General features: G+C 71.9%; 19 protein-coding genes. 11 read left to right on the forward strand and 8 right to left on the reverse strand.

Features of this window, described 5'->3' with window-relative positions; all coding sequences use genetic code 11:
• Nucleotides 1–110: 110 nt before the first annotated feature.
• The 3 genes from ACQPXS_RS29440 to ACQPXS_RS29450 form a co-directional block, all read right to left on the reverse strand.
• On the reverse strand, nt 111–692 hold the full coding sequence (locus ACQPXS_RS29440; protein ID WP_433452265.1) for a Uma2 family endonuclease: 582 nt from the start codon (nt 690–692) through the stop codon (nt 111–113).
• Nucleotides 693–984: 292 nt separating this feature from the next.
• Nucleotides 985–2,205 carry a serpin family protein gene (locus tag ACQPXS_RS29445; protein ID WP_433452266.1) on the reverse strand — a complete coding sequence of 407 codons (1,221 nt, stop codon included), beginning with the start codon at nt 2,203–2,205 and terminating at the stop codon, nt 985–987.
• Complete coding sequence (locus tag ACQPXS_RS29450) at nt 2,202–3,449, reverse strand: serpin family protein (protein WP_433452267.1); 1,248 nt, start codon at nt 3,447–3,449, stop codon at nt 2,202–2,204. The genes ACQPXS_RS29445 and ACQPXS_RS29450 overlap by 4 nt, the downstream gene beginning before the upstream one ends.
• A 110-nt stretch (nt 3,450–3,559) precedes the next feature.
• On the opposite strand from ACQPXS_RS29450, the gene ACQPXS_RS29455 reads away from it, so the two are divergent.
• The 6 genes from ACQPXS_RS29455 to ACQPXS_RS29480 all read left to right on the forward strand — a co-directional run bounded on the left by ACQPXS_RS29455 (nt 3,560) and on the right by ACQPXS_RS29480 (nt 10,302).
• Nucleotides 3,560–4,705: a DUF4190 domain-containing protein gene (locus ACQPXS_RS29455; RefSeq protein ID WP_433452268.1), complete on the forward strand. Its 1,146-nt coding sequence runs from the start codon at nt 3,560–3,562 to the stop codon at nt 4,703–4,705.
• 158 nt (nt 4,706–4,863) lie between these two features.
• Entirely contained in the window at nt 4,864–5,616 is a 753-nt protein-coding gene (locus ACQPXS_RS29460; protein WP_433452270.1) for a GntR family transcriptional regulator, read from the forward strand.
• Between the two features lie 548 nt (nt 5,617–6,164).
• A complete protein-coding gene (locus tag ACQPXS_RS29465; RefSeq protein WP_351799181.1) occupies nt 6,165–6,356 on the forward strand; it encodes an SPOR domain-containing protein in 192 nt (63 codons plus the stop codon).
• Between the two features lie 57 nt (nt 6,357–6,413).
• Nucleotides 6,414–6,851: a (deoxy)nucleoside triphosphate pyrophosphohydrolase gene (locus ACQPXS_RS29470; protein WP_356302384.1), complete on the forward strand. Its 438-nt coding sequence runs from the start codon at nt 6,414–6,416 to the stop codon at nt 6,849–6,851.
• 159 nt (nt 6,852–7,010) lie between these two features.
• Nucleotides 7,011–7,445 carry an ATP-binding protein gene (locus tag ACQPXS_RS29475; protein WP_351799184.1) on the forward strand — a complete coding sequence of 145 codons (435 nt, stop codon included), beginning with the start codon at nt 7,011–7,013 and terminating at the stop codon, nt 7,443–7,445.
• Between the two features lie 271 nt (nt 7,446–7,716).
• Nucleotides 7,717–10,302: a SpoIIE family protein phosphatase gene (locus ACQPXS_RS29480; RefSeq protein ID WP_433452272.1), complete on the forward strand. Its 2,586-nt coding sequence runs from the start codon at nt 7,717–7,719 to the stop codon at nt 10,300–10,302.
• 16 nt (nt 10,303–10,318) lie between these two features.
• On the opposite strand, the gene ACQPXS_RS29485 is transcribed toward ACQPXS_RS29480, so the two are convergent.
• Nucleotides 10,319–11,893, reverse strand: coding sequence for a hypothetical protein (locus tag ACQPXS_RS29485; RefSeq protein ID WP_433452273.1), 1,575 nt, complete (start codon nt 11,891–11,893; stop codon nt 10,319–10,321).
• A 108-nt stretch (nt 11,894–12,001) separates the two neighbouring features.
• Here ACQPXS_RS29485 and ACQPXS_RS29490 point away from each other — a divergent pair, with 108 nt between their 5' ends.
• Genes ACQPXS_RS29490 through ACQPXS_RS29500 form a run of 3 tightly spaced genes read left to right on the forward strand, consistent with a single transcriptional unit; the run spans nt 12,002 to nt 14,502 of the window.
• Entirely contained in the window at nt 12,002–13,162 is a 1,161-nt protein-coding gene (locus tag ACQPXS_RS29490) for a hypothetical protein (RefSeq protein ID WP_433456001.1), read from the forward strand.
• Nucleotides 13,163–13,204: 42 nt separating this feature from the next.
• The gene (locus tag ACQPXS_RS29495) at nt 13,205–14,182 is read left to right on the forward strand and encodes a phosphotransferase (RefSeq protein WP_433452274.1); all 978 of its coding nucleotides are present in this window, start codon (nt 13,205–13,207) and stop codon (nt 14,180–14,182) included.
• Nucleotides 14,183–14,187: 5 nt separating this feature from the next.
• Nucleotides 14,188–14,502, forward strand: a complete 315-nt coding sequence (locus ACQPXS_RS29500; RefSeq protein ID WP_433452275.1) for a hypothetical protein — start codon at nt 14,188–14,190, stop codon at nt 14,500–14,502.
• Here ACQPXS_RS29500 and ACQPXS_RS29505 read toward each other — a convergent pair.
• Genes ACQPXS_RS29505 through ACQPXS_RS29520 form a run of 4 tightly spaced genes read right to left on the reverse strand, consistent with a single transcriptional unit; the run spans nt 14,483 to nt 18,346 of the window.
• The gene (locus tag ACQPXS_RS29505) at nt 14,483–15,253 is read right to left on the reverse strand and encodes a succinate dehydrogenase/fumarate reductase iron-sulfur subunit (protein ID WP_433452277.1); all 771 of its coding nucleotides are present in this window, start codon (nt 15,251–15,253) and stop codon (nt 14,483–14,485) included. The genes ACQPXS_RS29500 and ACQPXS_RS29505 overlap by 20 nt on opposite strands.
• Nucleotides 15,250–17,187, reverse strand: a complete 1,938-nt coding sequence (locus tag ACQPXS_RS29510; protein ID WP_433452278.1) for a fumarate reductase/succinate dehydrogenase flavoprotein subunit — start codon at nt 17,185–17,187, stop codon at nt 15,250–15,252. Before ACQPXS_RS29510 ends, ACQPXS_RS29505 begins: the two co-directional genes overlap by 4 nt.
• Before the next feature lie 18 nt (nt 17,188–17,205).
• Nucleotides 17,206–18,027, reverse strand: a complete 822-nt coding sequence (locus ACQPXS_RS29515; protein ID WP_433452280.1) for a hypothetical protein — start codon at nt 18,025–18,027, stop codon at nt 17,206–17,208.
• 28 nt (nt 18,028–18,055) lie between these two features.
• Nucleotides 18,056–18,346 carry a hypothetical protein gene (locus ACQPXS_RS29520; protein ID WP_433452281.1) on the reverse strand — a complete coding sequence of 97 codons (291 nt, stop codon included), beginning with the start codon at nt 18,344–18,346 and terminating at the stop codon, nt 18,056–18,058.
• 315 nt (nt 18,347–18,661) lie between these two features.
• Here ACQPXS_RS29520 and ACQPXS_RS29525 point away from each other — a divergent pair, with 315 nt between their 5' ends.
• Both ACQPXS_RS29525 and typA read left to right on the forward strand, forming a co-directional pair.
• Nucleotides 18,662–20,650 (forward strand): ABC transporter family substrate-binding protein, encoded by a 1,989-nt coding sequence (locus tag ACQPXS_RS29525; RefSeq protein WP_433452283.1) that lies wholly within the window; start codon nt 18,662–18,664, stop codon nt 20,648–20,650.
• 153 nt (nt 20,651–20,803) lie between these two features.
• Nucleotides 20,804–22,711 carry a translational GTPase TypA gene (gene typA / locus ACQPXS_RS29530; protein WP_351799213.1) on the forward strand — a complete coding sequence of 636 codons (1,908 nt, stop codon included), beginning with the start codon at nt 20,804–20,806 and terminating at the stop codon, nt 22,709–22,711.
• Nucleotides 22,712–23,010: the final 299 nt, after the last annotated feature.

Raw genomic sequence — 23,010 nt, forward strand, 5'->3', positions numbered from 1 at the left:
GCGGTTCGTTACCGAACGCCAGGCCGCGCGGCAAGCGGCCAGGTGGGAAGGGGCCGGACTCTGGTGAGCCCGGCCCCTTCCACGTTCCGCGCTGACATGGTGCCGACTCTTCAGCCGCTTCGGTGCGGTAGCAGCTTGTCGAGGTCCAGGCTGATCTCGAAAGGCACAGGGCGCTTCAGAGTGCCCCGGAAGATGCCGGCGGGCGCGTAGACGCCGGTGGGTTCGTCGCGTTCGTAGACGTGGACGACAGGGGCGCCGTTTTCGTCCTCGATGCACCAGTAGTGCGGGATGTCGGCCTCCGCGTACTTGCGCAGCTTGACCGTGCGGTCCCGGTGCGCGGACTCGGGTGAAACGACCTCGATGACGAGTCGCACCTCGTCCGGCGCGAACCAGGTGCGGTCTCCGTCGTAGTCGGCCGTCGTCACCAGCAGATCCGGCTCGGGCCGGTTTCGCTCGTCGAGTTTTATGGTCATCCCGCGGCCGACCCTGACATCGCCGGGCGCCTGCTCCATGAGAGCGACGGTGAGCGTGGTGACGAGGTGGCCGTGCCACCACCTCTGCGGCGACATCATGAAGACAAGCGCTCCGTCGATCAGCTCGGTGTGGCGGGGCGCCTCGGGAAGGCGGTCCAGGTCCTCCGCGAACCAGCCTTCCTCGCGCGGCGGGCGCATCCAGTCGGGCAGTGCGGTCATGGCTCAACCGTAGCGATTCGGCGAGGTCCGGGCCACGAGATCGTCAAGGGGGGAGCGCTGATATAGGCGTTCCGGTTCAACGCGTGAGTGGTCCGTCCCTCAAGTAGAGCAGTGCCGGGACCGCATCGGATCCCGGCAGGCCTCAGGGCTGGTGACGAGCGTGCCCGGCGGCCTGACGCGGTACACCCGACACGGCCGGACGCCGGTGCCCGTGAGCTGAGCGTCCGGCGTCGGGCGCTCACATCCCCGTCACCCGAGCGCGAGGCCCTGACCAGGCTGCTCGCCCGGTGTGTCAGAGTCCTGGAGGAACAGCGCCCGGGAAGTTCATGACGGGCTCCGGCGCCGGATCCGTCACCCAGCCCGCGACCAGCACCAGCCGGGACTCGCGGTCGACGGCGAGGAAGCCGAAGGGGCGGTCGAAGACGGCCCGGACGACCGTGGTCTCGTAGCGGTACTGCGGCGGAGCGCTGCCCGGCGCCGCCATCACCGCCGTCACGGCGGCCGCCCGGAAGCCCAGCGGACCGAACTGCGCCAGCGCCGACTGGCGGGCCGCGCCGATGGCGAGCGGCTGGTCGCTGATCCCCGGGAAGTGACCGACCCGGGCATCCCTTGCCGCCGTCAGTCCGAACAGCCCCGCCAGGGCGAGCAGATCGTGGTCGGCGCGCACCTCGTACGCCACCGTCCGCACATCCAGCGTCAGCGGCGCCGGCTCGACGGCCGGCTGCTGCTCCACGTGCAGGCCCGGGCCCACGTGTCCGTGCGGCAGCGAGCCGCCCCCGGTCAGCGGCAGCGCCCGCTCCACGATCCCGACCCCGGCCGTCAGCACCTGCCCCGGGGTCATGCGCTCCTCGCCGAGCACCAGATGGACGTCGATGCCGTTGTCGCCGGGCACCGTCAGCGCCGTGACGAAGCCGTCCGGGGTGCCCGTCACCCCCACCCGGTCCGGACGGACGCTACGCCGGTACAGCCCGCGCAGTGTACGGCCCTGCCAGGGGCCGGAGCCGGGCCGCAGCGGCAGTTCGGTGAACGGCTGCCGCCAGGTCGTGCGCAGCGCCAGGGCGCAGGCCAGCACCATCCGCGCGTCCCTGGTCAGCGTCACCGGCATGCGCTCCACCAGCCCGCCGGTCCGCTCGGCCGCCCAGGCGTCCAGCCGCTCCTGCGCGGTGACGAGGTCGTCCCCGAACACCCCGTACGTCCCGGCCGGCAGTCCGGCCCGCCACTCCTCCCGCAGGGCGAGCGCCTGGTGCGTCCACAGCCCGAGCGCCGCGTCCAGCCCGGACACCGACCGCAGCGCCGCCAGCAACTCCCGTGCGGCTCCGGCCGCCTGATCCGCCGGCAGGCCGAGGGCCTCGCTCAGCTCCGTCCGTGCCGGGCCCGCGGCGCCGTCGGCCAGGAAGGCCAGCAGGGGCCAGACACCGGGCGCGGAGAAGACCGTGCCCTCGGGCAGGGCGTGCGCCCAGCGGGTGGTCAGCCCGTTCACCCTGCGGACCGTCTCGGCGGTCACCTTGCTCACTGGTCGTTCTCCCCCGTGTCGTCCGGGTACGCCTCGTCCGGGTGGTCGGGGTACGGCAGTGGATCCGTCACCCACCCCGCCGCCAGCACCAGCCGCGAGTGCCGGTGCAGCGCGAGGAAGCCGAAGGGGCGGTCGAAGGCGGCGTCCACCCTCCGCGTCACGTACCTGAGGCGGGGCATCCCGCCGGCCGCCCAGAACATCGTGACCGCCGCCGCGCGGAAGCCCAGCGCCCCGAACCGCGCCAACGCGCTCTGTGCGGCCGAGCCGATGGCGAGCGGCAACCCGCTGACGCCCGGGAAGTGCCCCTGCCCGGCGTCCCGTGCCGTCGTCAGCCCGAACAGCTCGTGCCGTTCGAGCAGGTCGTGGTCCGCGCTCACGTCGTACGCGGCCGTCAGTACGTCGAGGACCGGCGGGCCGGGCTCCGAGCTGCGCTCCTTGACCACCCGCAGCCCCGGCCCCACCTCCCCGTACGGCAGCCGGGAGCCCGGTACGACCGTACGCGGCCGGTGCAGCAGGTCCACGCCCGCGCCCAGCACCCGGCCCGGCGCCATCCCCTCCTCGCCCAGCAGCAGATGCACGTCCAGCGCGTTTGTGCCGAGGACCTTCAGTTCGGTGACCCAGCCATGCGGGGTGTCGGCGACACCGACCCGGTCCAGCACGGCGCTCCTGCGCCGCAGGCCCAACCGCTCGGTGGCGGCCCAGGGTTCGTACGCCGTCTCCAGCGGCACCTCGTCGAAGGGCCGCAGCCAGCGGGTCCGCATCGTCAGCGCCCCGGCCAGCACCAGCTCGGTGTCCTCGCTCAGCGGCGCCGGCATCCGGCCGATCAGCCCGCCGGTACGGTCCGCCGCCCAGGCGTCCAGCGCCCGCCGGTCGGCGCCGAGGTCCCCGGTGAGCACGCCGTGCGCGTCGGCGGGCAGCCCCGCCTCCCACTCCGGGACGAGCTCCACCGTCCGCTTCGTCCACAGACCGACGGCCGAGTCCACACCGGGCAGAGCGGCCAGCGCGCCGAGCAACTCCCGTGCGGCACCGGCCGCCTGATCCGCCGGCAGGCCGAGCGCCTCGCTCAGCTCGGCCCGCGCCGGGCCCGTCGCGCCGTCCGCCAGGAAGGCCAGCAGCGGCCACACCCCGGCCGCCGAGAAGACCGTGCCGCTCTGTGCCGTCGCCGCCCATCGTGTGGTGAGCCCGTTCACCGCTCGCACGACCTCGCCGCCCACCCGGCTCCCGGCCTGGGTGTCCACCCTCATTCCGCCCCCGTTCGTGCCCCGACTACCATCCGCCCAGTCGTACGTCAGCCCGCACACCGGCTGTTCACCGGTCCCGCGCTGCCACCGCCCGACACAGGAGCACGCTACCGGTGTCCATACCCCCGTCTCCCGGCCCCCACCAGCCAGAAGACCCGTATCAGCCATCCCGGCCGTACCCGCAGGGAGTGCCGCCGTACCGGCCGTGGGCGCAGGGCTACAGCCCCTTCAACCGCCCGGCGCCCGTCAACGGTCTCGCCATCGCCTCCCTCGTGCTCGGCGCGCTGTGCTTCCTGCCGGGCGTGGGCCTGGTGCTCGGGCTGGTCGCGCTGCGGCAGATCCGCCGGCGCGGCGAGCGCGGCACCGGGCTCGCCGTCGGCGGCGCGGTGCTGTCCGCCATCGGACTGGTGCTGTGGGCGCTGCTCCTCATCTCGGGCGGCGCGTCGGATTTCTGGCAGGGGGTCAAGGACGGCGCACACGGCGGCGCGAGCAGCTCGCCGGCCAAGGGTGAGTGCTTCAACGCGCCCGGCGGCTCGCTGAGCGGCGAGGCCGGCGACCTCGACGAGGTGCCCTGCGCCGGCGCGCACGACGGCGAGGTGTTCGCGTCCTTCCGGCTCACCGGCCGTGGCTATCCCGGTGACGTGAGGATCACCGGCACCGCCGACGAGCGCTGCTGGGGCCTGCGGGACGGCTACGCGATGGACGGCTGGGCGGTGCCGGACGACGTCGACGTGTACTACCTGACGCCGACCGAGGACGGCTGGGCCGCCGGGGACCGCGAGGTCACCTGCGTGTTCGGCAGCACCGACGAGGGCGGCCGGCTGACCGGCTCACTGCGCAACGACGAGACCGTCCTCGACGCCGACCAGGTGGCCTATCTGAAGGCCGCGCACGTCCTCAACGTCGCGCTGGCGAGCGCCCCCGACGCGGAGCACGTGGAGGACGACCTGCCCGGCCATCGCCGCTGGGCGGGCCGGGTCGCGTCCGCCCTGGGCGAGCAGGCCCGGATGCTGCGGGCGCACGACTGGCCCGCGGGCTCCCGGCGCCAGGTCTCCGCCCTGGCCGCCGACCTCGACACGGCGCGGGCGGAGTGGACGAAGGTGGCCGGGGCGCCGGACGCGGACGCCTACTTCGACCACTACGAGACCGCACTCGGCCTGATCGAGCCGCACCGGGCGGTCACCGTGCGGAAGGCTCTGGGGCTGGCCACGGTCCCGCCCCAGGGCGACGACGGTGCCGACACCGGCGTCCAGGTGTGAGCGCGACTGTGCGAGCGCATGTATAGGGAGAAAGTGCCTGCGTAAAGCCCTCCCGCGCCCCGAGTCATCACATCGGGTGATTCTCTGGCCTTTGCTTGCACGGCACAACCCACGGTTGCCACGCTGTTGCTGTCTGTACAACCTGATGGGAGCGGCCAGTGACTTTCGGTGAGCAGCCGGCGTACCTGCGTGTCGCGGGTGATCTCCGCAAGAAGATCGTCGACGGATCGCTGCCACCCCACACGCGCCTGCCCTCCCAGGCCCGCATCCGCGAGGAGTACGGCGTCTCGGACACCGTCGCGCTGGAGGCCCGCAAGGTGCTGATGGCCGAGGGCCTGGTCGAAGGCCGCTCCGGTTCGGGGACGTATGTCCGTGAGCGCCCGGTGCCGCGCCGCGTGGCCCGCTCCGGATACCGCCCGTCCGGCGGCGCCACGCCCTTCCGGCAGGAGCAGGCCGACGCCTCGGTGCGCGGCACCTGGGAGTCCAGCAGCGAACAGACCGAGGCCGGGTCCGCCATCGCCGAGCGGCTGGGCCTCGAGGTCGGGGAGCGGGTCATGCGCACCAAGTACCTGTTCCGGGAGGCCGGCGAGCCGATGATGCTCTCCACCTCCTGGGAGCCCCTCGCCGTCACCGGCCGCACCCCCGTGATGCTGCCCGAGGAGGGACCGCTCGGCGGCATGGGCGTGGTCGAGCGCATGCGCGCCATCGACATCGTCGTGGACAACGTCACCGAGGAGGTCGGCGCCCGCCCCGGCCTCGCCGAGGAGCTCCATGTGCTCGGCGGAGTCCCCGGACATGTGGTGCTGGTCGTGCAGCGTACGTACTACGCCTCCGGCCGGCCGGTCGAGACGGCCGATGTGGTGATTCCGGCGGATCGGTACCGAGTGGCTTACCACTTGCCTGTTCGGTGAGAGGTGTTCCCGGGCGCGGCCCGGTCGCAGGGACGCGGTGATTGGCGGGTCCGTTCCGTGCCGGCCAGAGCGGCCGGCCTCCTGACCAGCGGCGTTCCCGAAGCCCCTGGAACAAAGCTGCCAATCCCTCCATGCCACCACGCCCACCGCGGCCCGGCGCCTCGCCGTCCGCCGGGTGTGCGCCCCGCGCGTGAGGTAGCGCACATCCCCTGCACCCGCAGCGGCACCGGGCCGGGCGTGTGGCCTGCGGTCGCGGGTGGCCCGGCGCCGTATTCCGGCCGTTTTCCCAGGTGACCACGGGTCACACGGATATGCCTCCGACTCGGGACAGGGGCGCTCACAACGGCGCGTTCGCTTCCGTGCGCCCCCTGTGTTCTGGCTGGTTGCATACCTCTTTGTGAAAAGGCGTATTCGCTGCGTGAAGGTTGGGCGTACGCTCGGGCATATGCGTATTGCGGTTTCCTCAGGCGGGGCACGGCGGGGGCCCGGGACAGGAAGCGGAAGCAGGTGGGGCGGTGCGAGAGGGAGCGACTCGGGCGGTGGGGGCCATGAGTGAGGGGACGGTCTCCCTGCCCTGGATCGTGATACGGCAGGACGACAACGGCAATCGCTACCGCGTCGGCCGGTACGCGACCCGCGCCGAGGCCCAGAGGATCGCCGACAGTCTCGACGACCGGGGGCACAAGCAGATCTACTGGGTCGAGCGCATCGGCCAGAACGGGGACGGCACCCGCAACTGACCCCGCGGGCCCTCCCGTAGGCTCCGCCCCATGACGCCCATGACACCCGGCACACCCATGACGGACCGGATCGTGGTGGTGGGAGCCGCCCTGCTCGACGGCGGCCGGCTGCTTGCCGCGCGCCGCAGCGCACCCGCCGACCTGGCCGGGCGCTGGGAGCTGCCCGGCGGCAAGGTCGAGCCGGGTGAGCGGCCCGAGGACGCCCTGGTGCGTGAACTGCGCGAGGAACTCGGCATCGAGGCCGAGACGGTCGGGCGCGTGCCCGGGCAGTGGCCGCTGCGGGCACCGTACGTCCTGCAGGTGTGGACCGCCCGCCTGTGCCCCGGCTCGCCCGCGCCGAGACCCCTCCAGGACCATGACGAGCTGCGCTGGCTGACCCCGGACGGGATCTGGGAGGTGGACTGGCTCGACCAGGACGTACCGGCGGTCCGGGAGGTGGCTGCCCGATGGGGCGCGCAATCGGGGCCCCGGACTTGGGGGAGCGACCGGCCCTGACGGACCCGCAGTCGCACGGCAGCCGCACCACCCGGGCTCTCAAGCGTGCGACTGTCCGAACGGAGCGCCCCCTACGCCGTTCGTGCCACTGTGTGCCCTCCCGCACGGTACTGCCCCCTGGATATCGGGTATGTGCCCATTAACCCCACGAAACCGGACATGGGTGGGGGCTCGCTGGCCTGGGAAGTGATCGGCGTGATCGACACCGAAGGCGACTGCGCCGAGTGGACCTTTCCCGCGGAGCCCGGTGCCGTGCGCACCGCACGCGCCGCGGTCCGCCGCCAGTTGCACGGCTGGAACCTCGACTGCCTCGCCGATCTGGCCGCTTTGCTGGTCAGCGAGTTGGTCACCAACTCGCTGCGGCATGCCACCGGCCCGATCGGCGTACGGCTCGTCCGTCCCGTAGGGCTGGACGACGCGTTGCTGGTGGAGGTCTCCGACCCGCTGCCCGATCTGCCGCGCGAACGCGTCGCCCGCGAAGAGGACGAGAGCGGGCGCGGACTCCAACTGGTCGCCGGCTCCTCGCGCCGCTGGGGCACCCGGCCCGGCGCGAGCGGAAAGACCGTCTGGTTCGAACTGGCGGTGCCGGGGTGAGCCGGAAGCATCCGGGGAGCACGGGGGTGTACGGCCGGCGGGAGCGCGTCCATCGTGCGCCACGGGTGCGCGGCCGGCTCCGGAGTCCGTGATTCGAGGGCGTGTTCCCTGGTTAGAAGAGTGGAAGTGTTGTCACGGACCGGTCCGAAAAACATCTGGACCGAGCTGTGATCGTGAACACCGTGTCGTGCGGCGCCGTAGTGCTGGATACTGCGGGCAGCCGCTGTCGGTGACCGGTGCCGGGCGCGGTGAGCTGGAGGGGACGGTTCGCGTGAGCGAGATACCAGCGAAGGCCACGGAGTCCGAGGACCCGTCGGACGGCGCGATGAACCAGGCCGCGGAGGCAGCCGCAGCCGGCGACGCCATGTGGCAGAGCAGTCCGCCCGGTTCCATCTACGACTACATCAGGGTCGCGTCCTTCTCCATCAGTCCCGGCGGGCTGGTCGACCAGTGGAGCCTGCGCGCCGAACAGCTCTTCGGCATCCCCGCCGCACGCGCCGTCGGCATGGACCCCATAGAGGCTTTCATCGACCCCGACCTGCGCGAGCGCGGCCAGCGCAAGATGGCCGAAATCCTCGACGGGCGGGAGTGGACCGGAGTTGTGCCCTTCCGGATGCCGGACAAGCCGGACGGCGGGCGCGGCGAGGAGGGCCTGGCCGAGGTCTACGTCATGCCCACCCGGACCGCCGAGGGCGACAAGGCCGCCGTGTGCATCGTCGTGGACGTCCGCACCCTGCGCAGCATCGAGACCGATCTGGCCGCCTCGCAGGCCATTTTCGGTCAATCCCCGTTCGGATTCCTGCTGATCGACACCGATCTGAGAGTCCGTCGGGCCAACGAGCGGTTCGCCTCCACCTTCGGCGGAACCCCGGACGACCACCGCGGCAGGGGAGTTCACGACTATCTGCCGCGCGGTGAGGCCGAGCGGGTCGCGGCCACCCTGCGGCGGGTGCTGGAGACCGGCCAGTCCATCACCGACATGCATGTCACCGGTCACCTCCCCGGCTCCGAGGAACGCCGGCACTGGTCCGTCAACCTCTACCGCGTGCACAGCGGCAGCGGCCGGCCCATCGGCATCGCCTGGCTCGGCACCGACATCACCTCCCGGCGGGCCGCCGCCCGCGAGGCCGCCGCCGCCCGGCGCAACCTCGCCCTGCTCAACGAGGCCGGCGCCCGCATAGGGAACTCCCTCGACCTGGAGACCACGGCCCGGGAACTCCTCGACGTCGTCGTCCCCGGCTTCTGCGACCTCGCCACCGTCGACCTCTACCAGGGCCTGCTCACCGGCGACGAGACCCCGCCCGGGCTCACCGACGGCAGCGCCGAACTGCGCCGCGTCGCCTTCGCGAGCGCCGTCTCCGGCGCCCCCTTCGCCGGCTCCGGTGAGCCCGTCGAGGTCGGCGCCGTCCACCACTTCCCCTTCAACTCGCCCTGCGCGGACGCCCTGCGCACCGCCCGGCCGCGGGCCGTGCCCCCCGAGGAGGGCGGCCTCGTGCAGTCCACGCTCGCCGTGCCGATGGTCGCCCACGACACGGTGGTCGGCCTCGCCCAGTTCGCCCGCGCCAAGGGCAGCGAGCCGTTCGGCGACCGGGACCGGGACCTCGCGGTGGAACTCGCCGCGCGCGCCGCGGTCTGCATCGACAACGCGCGCCTGTACCGCCGGGAGCACGAGCGGGCGCTGATACTGCAACGCTCGCTGCTGCCGCCGGGCGACCCGGAGGCCTCCGGACTGGACATCGCCTGCCGCTATCTGCCCGGCAACGCGGCTACCGAGGTGGGCGGCGACTGGTTCGACGTGATCGAACTGCCCGGCCACCGTACGGCGTTGGTGGTGGGCGACGTGATGGGGCGCGGGCTTCGGGCGGCCGTCGCGATGGGAGAACTGCGGACCGCGGTACGGACCCTGGCGCTGCTGGATCTCGAACCGGCCGAGGTGCTGTCCGCGCTGGACGAGATCGCGCGGGGCCTGGGGACTCCCGGGGGCGTGCAGCAGGCGACCCGTACGGCCCGTCAGCCGCGCGACGCCGACCTCTCCGAGGTCTACCTCGCGACCTGCGTCTACGCCGTGTACGACTCCGTCACCAGACGCTGTACGTTCGCCAACGCCGGCCATCTGCCGCCGGTGCTGGTCGAGCCCGGCGAGCCGGCCCTGATGCTGGACGTGCCGCCCGGCATGCCGCTCGGGGTGGGCGGCGAACCGTTCGAGGAGGTCGAGGTCGAGCTGCCGGAGGGCGCGCTGCTGGCGCTCTACACGGACGGCCTGGTCGAGTCCCGGGACCATCCCCTGGACGAGGGCCTGCAGGCGTTCGTCGGCGCGCTCACGGACCCCTCCCGCCCGCTGGAGGACGTCTGCGACCACGTCCTCAACACCCTCGACACCCACCACGGCGAGGACGACATCGCGCTGCTGATGGCCCGGGTCCAGGGGCTGCCGGCCGAGTCCGTCGGCGACTGGACGCTGCCGCGCGAGCCGCGGAGCGTCGGGCGGGCGCGGGAGTACGCCCGGGGACAGCTGCTCAGCTGGGACCTGGAACCGCTCGTCGACACGACCGAACTGCTCGTCAGCGAGCTGGCCACCAACGCGCTGCGGTACGGCGAGGGGGAGATACGGCTACGGCTGCTGCTGGACCGCACGCTGGTGTGCGAGGTGTGGGACTCCGGGTTGGTCCAGCCCCGTCGGCGGCGGGCCCGGGACACCGACGAGGGGGGCCGGGGGCTGCAACTGGTGGGGTTGCTGAGTGCGGCCTGGGGCTCGCGCCGGACGCCCCGCGGTAAGACGGTGTGGTTCGAGTTGCCGTTGCCCGGGGGAGAGGCAGGCCTGACCGATCCGGCGGAGGCCTTGCTGAGCCTCTTCTGACCCCGCCCACCGTCGGCTAGGCCGGTGCCGACAAGCGGTGGCGGCCCCGCGTCCGTTGTCCCCCGTAGCTCGCCGGTGGCCCGCCGTCCGGGTCCTCCGCCAGGAGGACTCCGCCCAGGACCGCGGCGGCCAGGCCCGGTGCGTCCCCGTCGGCGCTCGTGTGCGGGTTGCCGTGCGCCCGTACGTTCCGTTCGGCCAGCTCCCGGGCCTCCCGGGCCAGAGCGTCGGCCTGACCGGCGTCGCCCGCGCCCAGTTCGCGTACCGCCTCCGCCAGACGGACCCGCGCCTCCGGGCCCACCGCGCCCCGGTGCACCGTGAGGAAGTCCTCCGCCCCGGCGACGGAACTCCTCGCCACGAGCAGCGCCGCGGCGGACGGCGCACCGGCGTGGCCCGTCTCCAGCCGCTCCACCGCCCGCGCGATCCGGCGCAGGGCGTCCAGCGGATCGTACGAGCCCGCCGTCAGCTCCTGGCGTACGGCGGCCAGCACGGCGTCCGCGTGGGCCAGCCGGGCGTGCAGCTCGCCGCTGGTCAGATGACCGGGCACGCCCCCTTTCCGGGCCGCCGCTATCTCCGCCTCCGCGCCGGTCAGCGCGGCCGGCACCAGTTCCGCCGCCTCCCGTAGCTCCGCGGCGAGCCGTTCCACCCCGGTGACCAGGACATCGGCCTGGGCCACCGCGCCCTCGGCGGCGCGCAGCCGTCCGGCGGCCCGCGCGCCGCGGCCCGCGTCGGCCTCCTGGCGGGCCTCGTTGAGCCGCGTGGTGGCGAACACCAGCCGGTCCTTGGCCTGTTCCAGGTAGCCGGTGACGGGCGCGACGGCCGCGGGCGTGCAGCGGTCGTGCAGGGCGGTCAGGGTGTCCCCGGCGGTCAGCGTCCGTCCCGTCAGCTCCCGGAACCGCCCCTCGGCGACCGCCAGCGCCCCGGCCAGTCCCGACCCCTCCAGCTCCCGCAACCCGTCCAGGGCGGGGGCCTGCGCATCCAGCCGGCGTCCCGCCTCCGCGCACCGGCCGACCACGCCGACCAGCGCCTGCCGCCGGGCCACGGCGTCCCCCGGCACCCCCTGCTCGTACCGCCGCCAGATCGCGCACGCGGCCGCCAGCTCGGTCTCGGCGGCCCGCAGCGCATGGACGAAGGGCTCGGTCTCGCTCTCCGCGAAGTGCGCCCGGACGAAGGAGAGTTCCTCCCGGCTCGTGCGCACACAGTCGTCGGCCAGGACCAGCGCGGCGCGCGCCTGACGCTCGGTGTCGGCCGGCGTGGGCGCGGGCGGGGCGGCGGAGACGATCCCGGGGGTCGTCCGGGTACGGGCGCGGCGGGTGCGGCGCAGGTAGCCGTATCCGGCCAGCCCCACTGCGGCGACCACCGCGATCAGGGGCAGCACGAGGTCGGTGGTGGACGTCTCGTCCTGCGGCGGCGCGGCGGCGCTCACCGCGGTGCCGGCGGGCGCCACGGGAACCGGATCTTGTGCACCGACCGTCATCACCGGCAACACCAGCCACCCGGCCCCGACCACGACACCGAGCAGGGCATGCGCCACCCGCACCCATATGTGGGCCTTGGCGCGCCGAGGCCGGCCACGTATCAGGGAGGACGTCACATTTCGGAGCGTATGGGCAGGTAGACGCCTTCGCGAGCGGGATGGATACGGGTGGGGGACGGGATGGGCAGGGGGTCAGGAATGGACACCGGGGGAAGCGACCGCGCGATGACCGACGGGGCCATGGCGGACGGGGAGGAAAGGGGCGCGGAAGCGGGCGAGCTCACACCACGACGGCCTGAGGCCCCCGACCCCGGGAACGCCCCACCGAACCCATCCGCACCCGACGACGAAAGCCGCCCCGCCGGTCCGGGCCGGAACCGAACATGGCCCCGCACCCTGAGGCGCACCGCGCTCGCCCTCGTCCTCCTCCTGCTCCTGCCCACCCTCGCCGCGGAGACCGCGCTCCGCCTCAACTGCACCGGCACCCCCGAGCGCGGCACGTACACGCGGAACCGCGACGCCATCTGGCTCGGCCACGCCTGGGTCGACGGCCGCAAGACCGACGCCGACGTCACCGCCCTGGTCAGCCGGCTGCGCGCCACCGGCATCCGCGACCTGTACGTCCACGCGGGCCCGCTGGAACACGACGGCACGCTCCCGGAGTCGGCGTACCCCAAGGCGCGTCGGCTGATCAGGACCCTGCACGGCAAGGCGCCGCACATCCGCGTCCAGGCCTGGCTCGGCGACGAGGTCGCCCCCGAGAAGCCGTACGCCATGCACCTGGAGCGCCCCGCGACCCGCTCGGCCGTGGTGGAGTCCACCCGGCACATCCTGGACGCCGGCTTCCAGGGCGCCCACTTCGACCTGGAGCCCCTGCACTCCGGCGACCGGAACTACCTGGCCCTGCTGGACGCCCTGCACCGCGTCACCCGCTCCCGCCACGCCGTGCTCTCCGTCGCCGCCCACCAGATCGATCCGCTCCCGGCCCTGCACTCCGTGTGGGGAACGGTCACCGGCCACCCCAAGTGGTGGTCCCAGGCGTACTTCGGGCAGGTCGCGCGCCGCGTCGACCAGATCGCGGTGATGTCGTACGACACCGTGCAGCCGTTGCCGAGCCTGTACGGCGGCTATGTCGCCCAGCAGACCTCGCTGGCCCTGGAGGTCACTCCGAAGTCCACCGACCTCCTCATGGGCCTGCCCTTTTACCACGAGAACCGCTTCGGCCACTGGGCCCACGCCGAGACCGTCCCGGCCGCCGTACGCGGGGTCCGCCTCGGTCTGTCCCGCACCGACAAGGCCCGGGCCCGCTTCGGCGTCGCCCTCTACGTCGACTTCGCGGCCACCGAGGCGGACTGGACGGCCTACCGGGAAGGCTGGGTCCGGTGAATCGGGAGGACCGGCGGCGGTGAATTCGGCAGACTGGGGCCGGTGACCGGAACACGACAGCACAGGACCGTCGCCGACCTCTCCCCGCTCGCCCGGGCCGCCTTCGGCCGGCAGCGCGTTCTCACGGCCGTCACCCGGCTGCGCGGCGGCTCCAAGAAGGGTGTCTACCGGCTCCGCCTCGACGACGGCCGCACCGCGATCGCCTACGTCTGGTCGCCGGACGAGGACTACTGGGACCAGCCCGAGGCCGATCCCCGCGACCCCTTCTCGCACGCCTCCGGACTCGATCTGTTCACCGCCTCCCACGACCGTCTCACGGCCGCCGGCGTCCGCACCCCGCGCCTGCTCCACATGGACCCCGAAGCGACCGCGGCCGTGGTCGATGACCTGACCGGCGGCAGCCTGGAGGAGGCCCTGCGCCGGGACCCGGACGCCGCGGGCCCGGCGCTGCGGGAGCTCGCCGAAGCCCTGCGGACCCTGCGCGGCTGCCGCTCCGCCGGGTACGGGAAGGTCGCACTGGTCGACGGCGGCGGCACCTCGTACGGCGACTCCTGCGCCCGGCTCGTCACCGACCGCGCCCTGTCCGACATCGCCGGGACCGCCGTACGCGACCCGCGGGCCGCCGCCGCCCGGGAGCGGCTAGAGGACGCCGTGCGCCGCCTCGCCGAGGAGGTCCGCCCGCGTACTGCCGGTCACTCCCTCGTGCACGGGGAACTCGGTCCGGACCACGTCCTGTTGGACGCCGACGGCCGTCCCGCCCTGATCGACGTCGAAGGGCTGATGTACTTCGACGCCGAGTGGGAGCACGTCTTCCTGCGGCTGCGCTTCGGGCCGCACTACGACGCCCTGCGCGACGGCGGCCTGGACGAGGACCGGCTGCGGCTGTACCGGCTGGCGATGCACCTGAACCTCGTCGCCGGTCCGCTGCGGCTGCTCGACGGGGACTTTCCCTTTGCGGAATCCATGCGCGGGATCGCGGAGTACAACCTGGCCGAGGCCCTTGCTCTGGTGGGAGCCTGATGGGCATGCACACGTTCTTGGTGGTGGCCGCCGCGCTGGTGGTGGCGCTCATGGTGGCGTTCGGCGTCGCGGGCATCACGACCGGCTGGGTGATCCCGCTCGGCCGGCACCGGATCCTGCGGCCGAAACTGTGGGGCTACGGGCAGCTGATCGGCGCGGTCGGGCTGTCCCTCTGGAAGTTCCTCGGGATCCTCCCCGAGAGGTTCGACCTGCTCCCCCTCATCGGCTGGTTCGCGTTCACGGGGGCGCTGGGCCTGCAGATGCTGGCCCAGCGCCCCGGCCGCACGCCGCGGGACGGTGCTACGAAGACCGTCTCCTGATCTTCGAGCCGAGCCACACCAGCGGGTCGTACTTGCGGTCGACCGCGCGCTCCTTCAGGGGGATCAGGGCGTTGTCGGTGATCTTGATGCCCTCGGGGCAGACCTCGGTGCAGCACTTGGTGATGTTGCAGTAGCCGAGGCCGTGGTCGTCCTGGGCGGTGCGCTTGCGGTCCAGGCCGGTCTCGGCGGCCGCGTCCAGCGGGTGCATCTCGAGTTCGGCGATCCGCATCAGGAAGCGCGGGCCCGCGAACGCCGTCTTGTTCTCCTCGTGGTCACGGACGACATGGCAGGTGTCCTGGCACAGGAAGCACTCGATGCACTTGCGGAACTCCTGCGAGCGGTCCACGTCCTCCTGCATCATCCGGTACTCGCCGGCGCCCAGACCGGCGGGCGGGACGAAGGCGGGGACCTCCCGGGCCTTCTGGTAGTTGAAGCCGACGTCCGTCACCAGGTCCCGGACCACCGGGAATCCCCGCATCGGCGTCACCGTGACCGTCTCCGCCCGGTCGAAGACCGACATGCGGGTCATGCACATCAGCCGCGGGCGGCCGTTGATCTCCGCCGAGCACGAACCGCACTTGCCGGCCTTGCAGTTCCAGCGCACGGCCAGATCGGGCGCCTGGGTGGCCTGGAGGCGGTGGATGATGTCCAGGACCACCTCACCGTCGTTCACCTCGACGGTGAAGTCCTCCAGGCCGCCGCCCTCGACATCACCCCGCCACACCTTGAAGCGGGCCTCGTAGCTGCTCACTCGTACAGCTCCTCTTCGGCGAGGTACTTGACCAGCTCCTCCTTCTCGAAGAGGGCGAGCAGGTCCGGGCGGATGGGGGCCGTGGTCTCACGGCTGAGGCGGATCTGACCGCGGCCGGGGTCGGTGGCCGCGAGGCCGCCGGTGGGGTCGGCGAGGGTGCACAGCAGGTTCACGTTGCGCCACTTGCGGTCCATCGTGGGGTGGTCCTCGCGGGTGTGGCCGCCGCGCGACTCGGTGCGCTCCAGGGCCGCACGGGCCACGCACTCGCTGACCAGCAGCATGTTCCGCAGGTCCAGCGCCAGGTGCCAGCCGGGGTTGAACTGGCGGTGGCCCTCGACCCCGGCGCGGCGGGCGCGTACCCGCAGCTCGGCGAGCTTGTGCAGGGCCTGCTCCATCTCGCCCTCGCGGCGGATGATGCCGACCAGGTCGTTCATGGTCTGCTGGAGTTCCTGGTGCAGGGTGTAGGGGTTCTCCGGCGGGCCCGCCTCGCCCTCCCGGTCCGCCTCCGCGGAGAACGGGCGCAGGGCCTCCGCCGCGGCCGTGTTGACCTGGGCGTCGTCCACCGGCGGGCGCTGGTACGCCACCCCTTGCGCGTACTCCACCGCGTGCCAGCCCGCGCGGCGCCCGAAGACCAGCAGGTCGGAGAGCGAGTTGCCGCCGAGGCGGTTGGAGCCGTGCATACCGCCGGCCACCTCACCGGCCGCGAACAGGCCCGGCACCCCGCGCGCCGCCGCCGTGTCGGAGTCGACCGCGATGCCGCCCATCACGTAGTGACAGGTCGGGCCGACCTCCATGGCCTCCGCCGTGATGTCGACGTCCGCCAGCTCCTTGAACTGGTGGTACATGGACGGCAGCCGGCGCCGGATCACCTCGGCGGGCATCCGCGTGGACACGTCCAGGAAGACCCCGCCGTGCGGCGAGCCCCGGCCCGCCTTGACCTCGGCGTTGATGGCGCGGGCCACCTCGTCGCGGGGGAGGAGTTCCGGTGGGCGCCGGTTGTTGTCCGGGTCCTCGTACCACCGGTCGGCCTCCTCCTCCGACTCGGCGTACTTCTCCTTGAAGACGTCCGGGATGTAGTCGAACATGAACCGCTTGCCCTCGGAGTTCCGCAGGACCCCGCCGTCGCCGCGCACCGACTCGGTGACGAGGATGCCCTTCACCGACGGCGGCCAGACCATGCCCGTCGGGTGGAACTGCACGAACTCCATGTTCAGCAGGGGTGCGCCCGCGAGCAGGGCGAGGGCATGCCCGTCACCGGTGTACTCCCACGAGTTCGAGGTGACCTTGAAGGACTTGCCGATGCCGCCGGTCGCGACCACGACCGCGGGGGCCTCGAGGACGAAGAAGCGGCCGGTCTCGCGGTCGTAGGCGAAGACACCGGAGACGCGCTCGCCGTCCTTGAGGACCCGGGTGACCGTGCACTCCTGGAAGACCTTCAGCCGGGACTCGTAGTCCCCGGTCTCCTTGAAGTCCTCCTGCTGCAGGGCGACGATCTTCTGCTGGAGCGTGCGGATCAGCTCAAGGCCCGTACGGTCGCCGACGTGCGCGAGCCGCGGGTACTCGTGGCCGCCGAAGTTGCGCTGGGAGATCCGGCCGTCCTTCGTGCGGTCGAACAGCGCGCCCCAGGTCTCCAGCTCCCACACCCGGTCCGGGGCCTCCTGCGCGTGCAGCTCGGCCATCCGCCACTGGTTGAGGAACTTGCCGCCGCGCATGGTGTCGCGGAAGTGCACCTGCCAGTTGTCGTGCTCGTTGGCGTTGGCCATGGCCGCCGCGATTCCGCCCTCGGCCATCACCGTGTGCGCCTTGCCGAACAGGGACTTGCAGATCACCGCCGTACGGGCGCCCCGCTCGCGCGCCTCGATCGCGGCCCGCAGACCGGCGCCGCCGGCACCGACCACGACGACGTCCCACTCCTGGCGGTCCACCACGGACATAAGACGGCTCACCTGTTCCTAGAAGAAGCGCGGGTCGGCGAAGACCCCGGACGCGACGAGATAGACGTAGAAGTCGGCGAGCGCCACGCTCACCAGCGACGCCCAGGCCAGCTGCATGTGCCGGGCGTTGAGCCTGCCGACGAACTGCCACGCCTTGTAGCGCACGGGGTGTCTGGAGAAGTGCTTGAGCTTGCCGCCGACGATGTGCCGGCAGGAGTGACAGGAGATGGTGTACGCCCAGATCAGCACGATGTTGGCCAGGAACACCAGGGTGCCGAGCCCCATGTGGCCCCAGCGGTAGTGGGTGTCCCGGAAGGACAGCACGGTGTCGTAGGTGAGCACGCCGGCGACCAGCAGGGCCGCGTAGAAGAAGTACCGGTGGACGTTCTGCAGGATCAGCGGGAAGCGGGTCTCGCCGGTGTACGTCCGGTGCGGCTCGGCCACCGCGCAGGCGGGCGGGGACGCCCAGAAGCTGCGGTAGTACGCCTTGCGGTAGTAGTAGCAGGTCAGCCGGAAGCCGAGCGGGAAGATCAGGATGATGATCGCGGGGGAGATGCCCCACCAGCTCCCGAAGAGATCGGCGTTCGGGCCCGCGTGCATGGTCTTGCAGTTGCTCGCCAGGCACGGTGAGTAGAACGGCGAGACGTACGGCGCCGCGTAGTAGTCGGCGTTGGCGAAGGCCCGCCAGGTCGAGTAGACGACGAAGGCCAGCAGACCGGCCGCGGTGACGGCGGGCGCCAGCCACCAGCGGTCGGTCCGCAGATGCGGGGCGGTGAGCGCGGCGCGCGCACCGGTTCGTACGCCGCCGCTGTTCTGTTGGGATTCCGTACCAGTGGCCAAGGGATGACTCCGGTCGGTTCGGGTCGGTTCAGGGGGCGTGCCGGTCGCGGGCGCCCAGGCCCTCGTCGTCCGAGCCCACCCACAGGCTGGTGTCGTACGGCGTGTCGGAGATGGTGACGAGGTCGGGGCGGCGCGGGGCTTCCCCGGTGGTGGCGGCCTCACGCAGCAGCGCCACGCTCTCGCGCAGGTGGTCGGCGTCCAACCGGACCCGGCGCATCTCCAGGCCGCCGCTGCCGAGCTGGTTCTCCAGGCGTCCCAGCGACCGGGTCAGGTCGTCGAGGGAGCGCTGGACCGAGGTGATGTCGTCGTGCACGGACATGACTTGCCCTCACTTCCGCGGGTCCGGCGGACCCTGGGCGGCAACGTTCATGCGCCTTGGAGTGTCGCGCGTCACACCTGTCGATGTGAAGGCGTGTGCAGCGATTGGCGGAGGCGCACTGGTGCATCTCGGGTGGTGTTTGCGCCGCACGGGTGGGGTTACCGCCCGTCGCCGCCGTGTCGCCCGGTGTCGCCGAATCCTTTCCTCTTCAGTGGGCCGCATAGATCTGATCAGCTCCAAATATCGCCACAGGTGATCAGCTCCATATACCGACAAATGTGAGCATAAACCCGCGGCTTCCCGGAGGTAGCAGAGATGTCCCACGACGGCGTCGGACTGCGCGCGGTGATGCGCTCGGTTTCCTTCCTGACCGCGGGCGCGCTCGCGGTGCCGTTCCTCGCCGGGTGCAGCTCCGACGAAAAGGTCAGCAAGCCGCTCGCCGGGCAGGACATCGCTCCGGCCGCCCGTAACCTGGTCGCCGACGGCGGCGCGCTGAAGTGGGCCGTAGACGCCCTGCCCGAGACCCTGAACACCTTCCAGGCCGACGCCGACGCCGGCACCAGCCGCGTCGCCCAGGCCGTCCTGCCGTCGATGTTCCGGCTGGACGCCGGCGGCCGGCCCGTGCCCAACCCGGCCTACCTGGAGTCGGCCAAGGTCATCGAGACCGAGCCGCGCCAGGTCGTGCTGTACAAGCTGAACCAGAAGGCCGTCTGGAGCGACGGCCGGGAGATCGGCGCCGCCGACTTCCTCGCCCAGTGGCGCGCCCTGTCCGGGAAGAACAGCGCCTACTGGACCGCCCGCAACGCCGGCTACGACCGCATCCAGAAGATCGAGCGCGGCGCCGACGACCTCCAGGTCCGGGTCACCTTCTCCCGCCCCTACGCCGACTGGAAGTCGCTGTTCTCCCCGCTGTACCCGAAGGACGTCATGAGCACCCCGGACGCCTTCAACGACGGGGCCCGCCGCAAGCTGAAGGTCACCGCCGGGCCCTTCAAGGTGGACAAGGTCGACACCGCCAAGAAGGACGTCGTCCTCACCCGCAACCCGCGCTGGTGGGGCAAGCCCGCCAAGCTGGACGAGATCGTGCTGCACGCCGTACCCCGCGACAAGCGGGCCGCCGCGCTCGCCGACGGCAGCGTGGACCTCGCCGACGTCGACCCCGCGGACGCCCAGCGGATCGGGCTCGCCGCCCGCGGTCAGGCGCTGCGGGGCATCAAGGTCCGCAAGTCGCTGGAGCCCGCCTACACCCAGCTCGCCCTGAACGGCTCCACGGGCCCCCTCGCCGACGAACGCGTCCGCAGGGCCGTCGCCCGCGCCCTGGACCGCCGGGAACTGGCCAGGCTGGTGCTCACCCCGCTGGGCCTGCCCGCCGTCCCGGTCGGCAGCCATCTCGCCCTGTCCGGGCAGCCCGCGTACGCCGACAACAGCGGCGCGATCGGCGACCTGGACACCAAGGAGGCGCAGGCGCTGCTCGGCGACGCCGGCTGGGTGCCGGGCGGCCCGGTCAAGGAGCAGAAGAAGACCCAGAAGGCGGCCGGCCCCGAGCAGGACAAGAGCAAGCACGAGAAGAAGTCCGACGGCGGCAAGGACGGCGAGGACAACAAGAGCGGCGGACGGGGCGACGGCGGCGACCGGCACCTGGCCCGCGAGGGCAAGCAGGGCGGCGCACAGGGGGCGTACGCCCCGCAGGGCACGGCCGCGCCGGCGGCCGCGGCCGTGCAGCCCCTGGCCAAGGACGGCAAGCCCCTCCTGCTCCGCTTCGTGCTCCCGACCGGCGCCGGCTCCGAGACGCTGAACTCGGTCGCCGAGCGGATCTCGGCCATGCTGGAGCGGGTGGGCATCCGCACGACGATCAGCAAGGTCCCGGACACGAGCTACTTCAAGGACCACATCGCCTCCGGCGACTACGACCTCGCGCTGTACTCCTGGCCGACCTCCGCGTTCCCGGCGACGGACGACCGGCCGGTGTACGCGAAGCCGGTGCCGGCGGCGGACGGCTCGGTGAACGTCGAGCAGAACTACACACGGGTCGGCACGGACCAGGTGGACCAGCTGTTCGACGAGGCCTTGGCTACGTTGGACGAGGGCGACGAGGTGGCGCTGATCCGCAAGGCGGACTCGCGGATCTGGGCCACGGCGGGGTCGATCCCGCTGTACCAGCGGCCTCAGCTGGTGGCCGTACGGAAGAACCTGGTCAACGCGGGGGCGTTCGGATTCCAGACACCGGTCTACGAGGACATGGGCTACCTGAAGAAGGGCGCGAAACTCCCGGCCGGTCCCGCCGGCTCCCCTTCACCCAGCTGACCTCCATGGAGATCATCACACGGCCCTGAGGAAGCCCACTCCCTCAGGGCCACGTACCATGGGGTGAGGCCGTGGCGTGTCCAGCCCGGCAGGGCCCGCGTGACACACAGGTACGCGCAGGGTGATCCTCACACTCCGGGAGTTCGTCGCACTATGGCCACGCGCCACGACATCCGCAACGTCGCCATCGTCGCTCACGTCGACCACGGCAAGACCACCATCGTCGACGGCATGCTGAAGCAGGCCGGCGCCTTCGCCGCCCACCAGCTCGAAGGCGTCGACGACCGCATGATGGACTCGAACGACCTGGAGCGTGAGAAGGGCATCACGATCCTCGCCAAGAACACGGCGGTCAAGTACCACCCGAAGGACGGCGGGGACCCGATCACGATCAACATCATCGACACCCCCGGCCACGCCGACTTCGGCGGCGAGGTCGAGCGCGGTCTGTCGATGGTCGACGGTGTCGTCCTCCTCGTGGACGCCTCCGAGGGCCCGCTGCCGCAGACCCGGTTCGTGCTGCGCAAGGCGCTGCAGGCCCGCCTGCCCGTCATCCTGTGCATCAACAAGACGGACCGCCCGGACGCCCGGATCGACGAGGTCGTCAACGAGACCTACGACCTCTTCCTGGACCTGGACGCGGACGAGGAGCAGATCGAGTTCCCGATCGTCTACGCCTGCGGCCGTGACGGCATCGCCTCGCTGACCAAGCCGGACAACGGCACGGTCCCGGCCGACAGCGACAGCCTGGAGCCGTTCTTCTCCACGATCCTGGAGCACATCCCCGCGCCGACGTACGAGGAGGACGCGCCGCTCCAGGCCCACGTCACCAACCTCGACGCCGACAACTTCCTCGGCCGTATCGCGCTGCTCCGCGTCGAGCAGGGCGAGCTGCGCAAGGGCCAGACGGTCGCGTGGATCAAGCGCGACGGCACCATCAGCAACGTCCGCATCTCCGAGCTGATGATGACCGAGGCGCTCACCCGCAAGCCGGCGGAGAAGGCCGGCCCCGGTGACATCTGCGCGGTCGCGGGCATCCCGGACATCATGATCGGCGAGACGCTGGCCGACACCGAGAACCCGATCCCGCTGCCGCTGATCACGGTCGACGAGCCGGCGATCTCCATGGTCATCGGCACGAACACCTCGCCGCTGGTCGGCCGCGGCGGCACCGGCAAGGGCGCCGACGCGAAGGCGGCCGTGAAGGACCGCAAGGTCACCGCCCGCCAGGTGAAGGACCGCCTTGACCGCGAGCTGATCGGCAACGTCTCGCTGCGCGTGCTGGACACCGAGCGTCCGGACGCCTGGGAGGTCCAGGGCCGTGGTGAGCTGGCGCTCGCCATCCTGGTCGAGACCATGCGCCGGGAGGGCTACGAGCTCACCGTCGGCAAGCCGCAGGTCGTCACCAAGGAGGTCGACGGCAAGGTCTACGAGCCGGTCGAGCGCATGACGATCGACGTGCCCGAGGAGCACATGGGCGCCGTCACGCAGCTGATGGGTGTCCGCAAGGGCCGCATGGACAACATGTCCAACCACGGTTCCGGCTGGGTGCGCATGGAGTTCGTCGTGCCCTCGCGCGGACTCATCGGTTTCCGGACCGAGTTCCTGACCCAGACCCGCGGCACCGGCATCGGGCACTCCATCCACGAGGGCCACGAGCCCTGGTTCGGCGCGCTGCAGACCCGTAACAACGGTTCGCTGGTGGCCGACCGCTCCGGCGCGGTCACCGCGTTCGCGATGACGAATCTTCAGGAGCGCGGCGTGCTCTTCGTGGAGCCGGGCACCGAGGTGTACGAGGGCATGATCGTCGGTGAGAACTCCCGCTCCGACGACATGGACGTCAACATCACCAAGGAGAAGAAGCTCACCAACATGCGGTCCTCGACGGCCGACGTGGCCGAGTCGATCGTGCCGCCGCGCAAGCTGTCGCTGGAGCAGTCGCTGGAGTTCTGCCGTGACGACGAGTGCGTCGAGGTGACCCCGGAGGCCGTTCGCATTCGCAAGGTCGTGCTCGACCAGCGGGAGCGGGCGCGCGCCGCGAGCCGCGCCAAGCACGGCTGATCCCGGAGCAGTTGAGGCCGGCAAATAAGCCCGGGTGTCCCCAGAATGGGGGCACCCGGGCTTTTTGCAAACCGTTTTCGGGGGCTCATGTCCGACATGCGGAGATCCCTGACCGATAGCCAAGTAACAAGTCCGTTTCGCGCCTTCTTCCGTCGAACAGTTTGTCCAGATTTTGGAAGGTCTAGGCGGCAGCCGTGACTGAATTGAGATCTACGGGCAGTGGTCGGTGCTCGACCCATGGCAGATAGTTAGCCGCGTAGCGCTCGGGTCAATGGGTCTCGCACTGTGGGGACGGCGCG

Source organism: Streptomyces sp. CA-142005 (genome assembly GCF_050942335.1).
Taxonomy (GTDB): Bacteria; Actinomycetota; Actinomycetes; order Streptomycetales; family Streptomycetaceae; genus Streptomyces.

What these genes read in the sequence shown, in the direction of transcription:
- ACQPXS_RS29440 (WP_433452265.1), bottom strand. Translation starts at nt 692, where the DNA reads ATGACCGCACTGCCCGACTGGATGCGCCCGCCGCGCGAGGAAGGCTGG.
- ACQPXS_RS29450 (WP_433452267.1), bottom strand. Translation starts at nt 3,449, where the DNA reads ATGAGGGTGGACACCCAGGCCGGGAGCCGGGTGGGCGGCGAGGTCGTG.
- ACQPXS_RS29465 (WP_351799181.1), top strand. Translation starts at nt 6,165, where the DNA reads ATGAGTGAGGGGACGGTCTCCCTGCCCTGGATCGTGATACGGCAGGAC.
- ACQPXS_RS29470 (WP_356302384.1), top strand. Translation starts at nt 6,414, where the DNA reads ATGACGGACCGGATCGTGGTGGTGGGAGCCGCCCTGCTCGACGGCGGC.
- ACQPXS_RS29475 (WP_351799184.1), top strand. Translation starts at nt 7,011, where the DNA reads ATGGGTGGGGGCTCGCTGGCCTGGGAAGTGATCGGCGTGATCGACACC.
- ACQPXS_RS29490 (WP_433456001.1), top strand. Translation starts at nt 12,002, where the DNA reads ATGACCGACGGGGCCATGGCGGACGGGGAGGAAAGGGGCGCGGAAGCG.
- ACQPXS_RS29500 (WP_433452275.1), top strand. Translation starts at nt 14,188, where the DNA reads ATGCACACGTTCTTGGTGGTGGCCGCCGCGCTGGTGGTGGCGCTCATG.
- ACQPXS_RS29510 (WP_433452278.1), bottom strand. Translation starts at nt 17,187, where the DNA reads ATGTCCGTGGTGGACCGCCAGGAGTGGGACGTCGTCGTGGTCGGTGCC.
- ACQPXS_RS29520 (WP_433452281.1), bottom strand. Translation starts at nt 18,346, where the DNA reads ATGTCCGTGCACGACGACATCACCTCGGTCCAGCGCTCCCTCGACGAC.
- ACQPXS_RS29525 (WP_433452283.1), top strand. Translation starts at nt 18,662, where the DNA reads ATGTCCCACGACGGCGTCGGACTGCGCGCGGTGATGCGCTCGGTTTCC.
- typA (WP_351799213.1), top strand. Translation starts at nt 20,804, where the DNA reads ATGGCCACGCGCCACGACATCCGCAACGTCGCCATCGTCGCTCACGTC.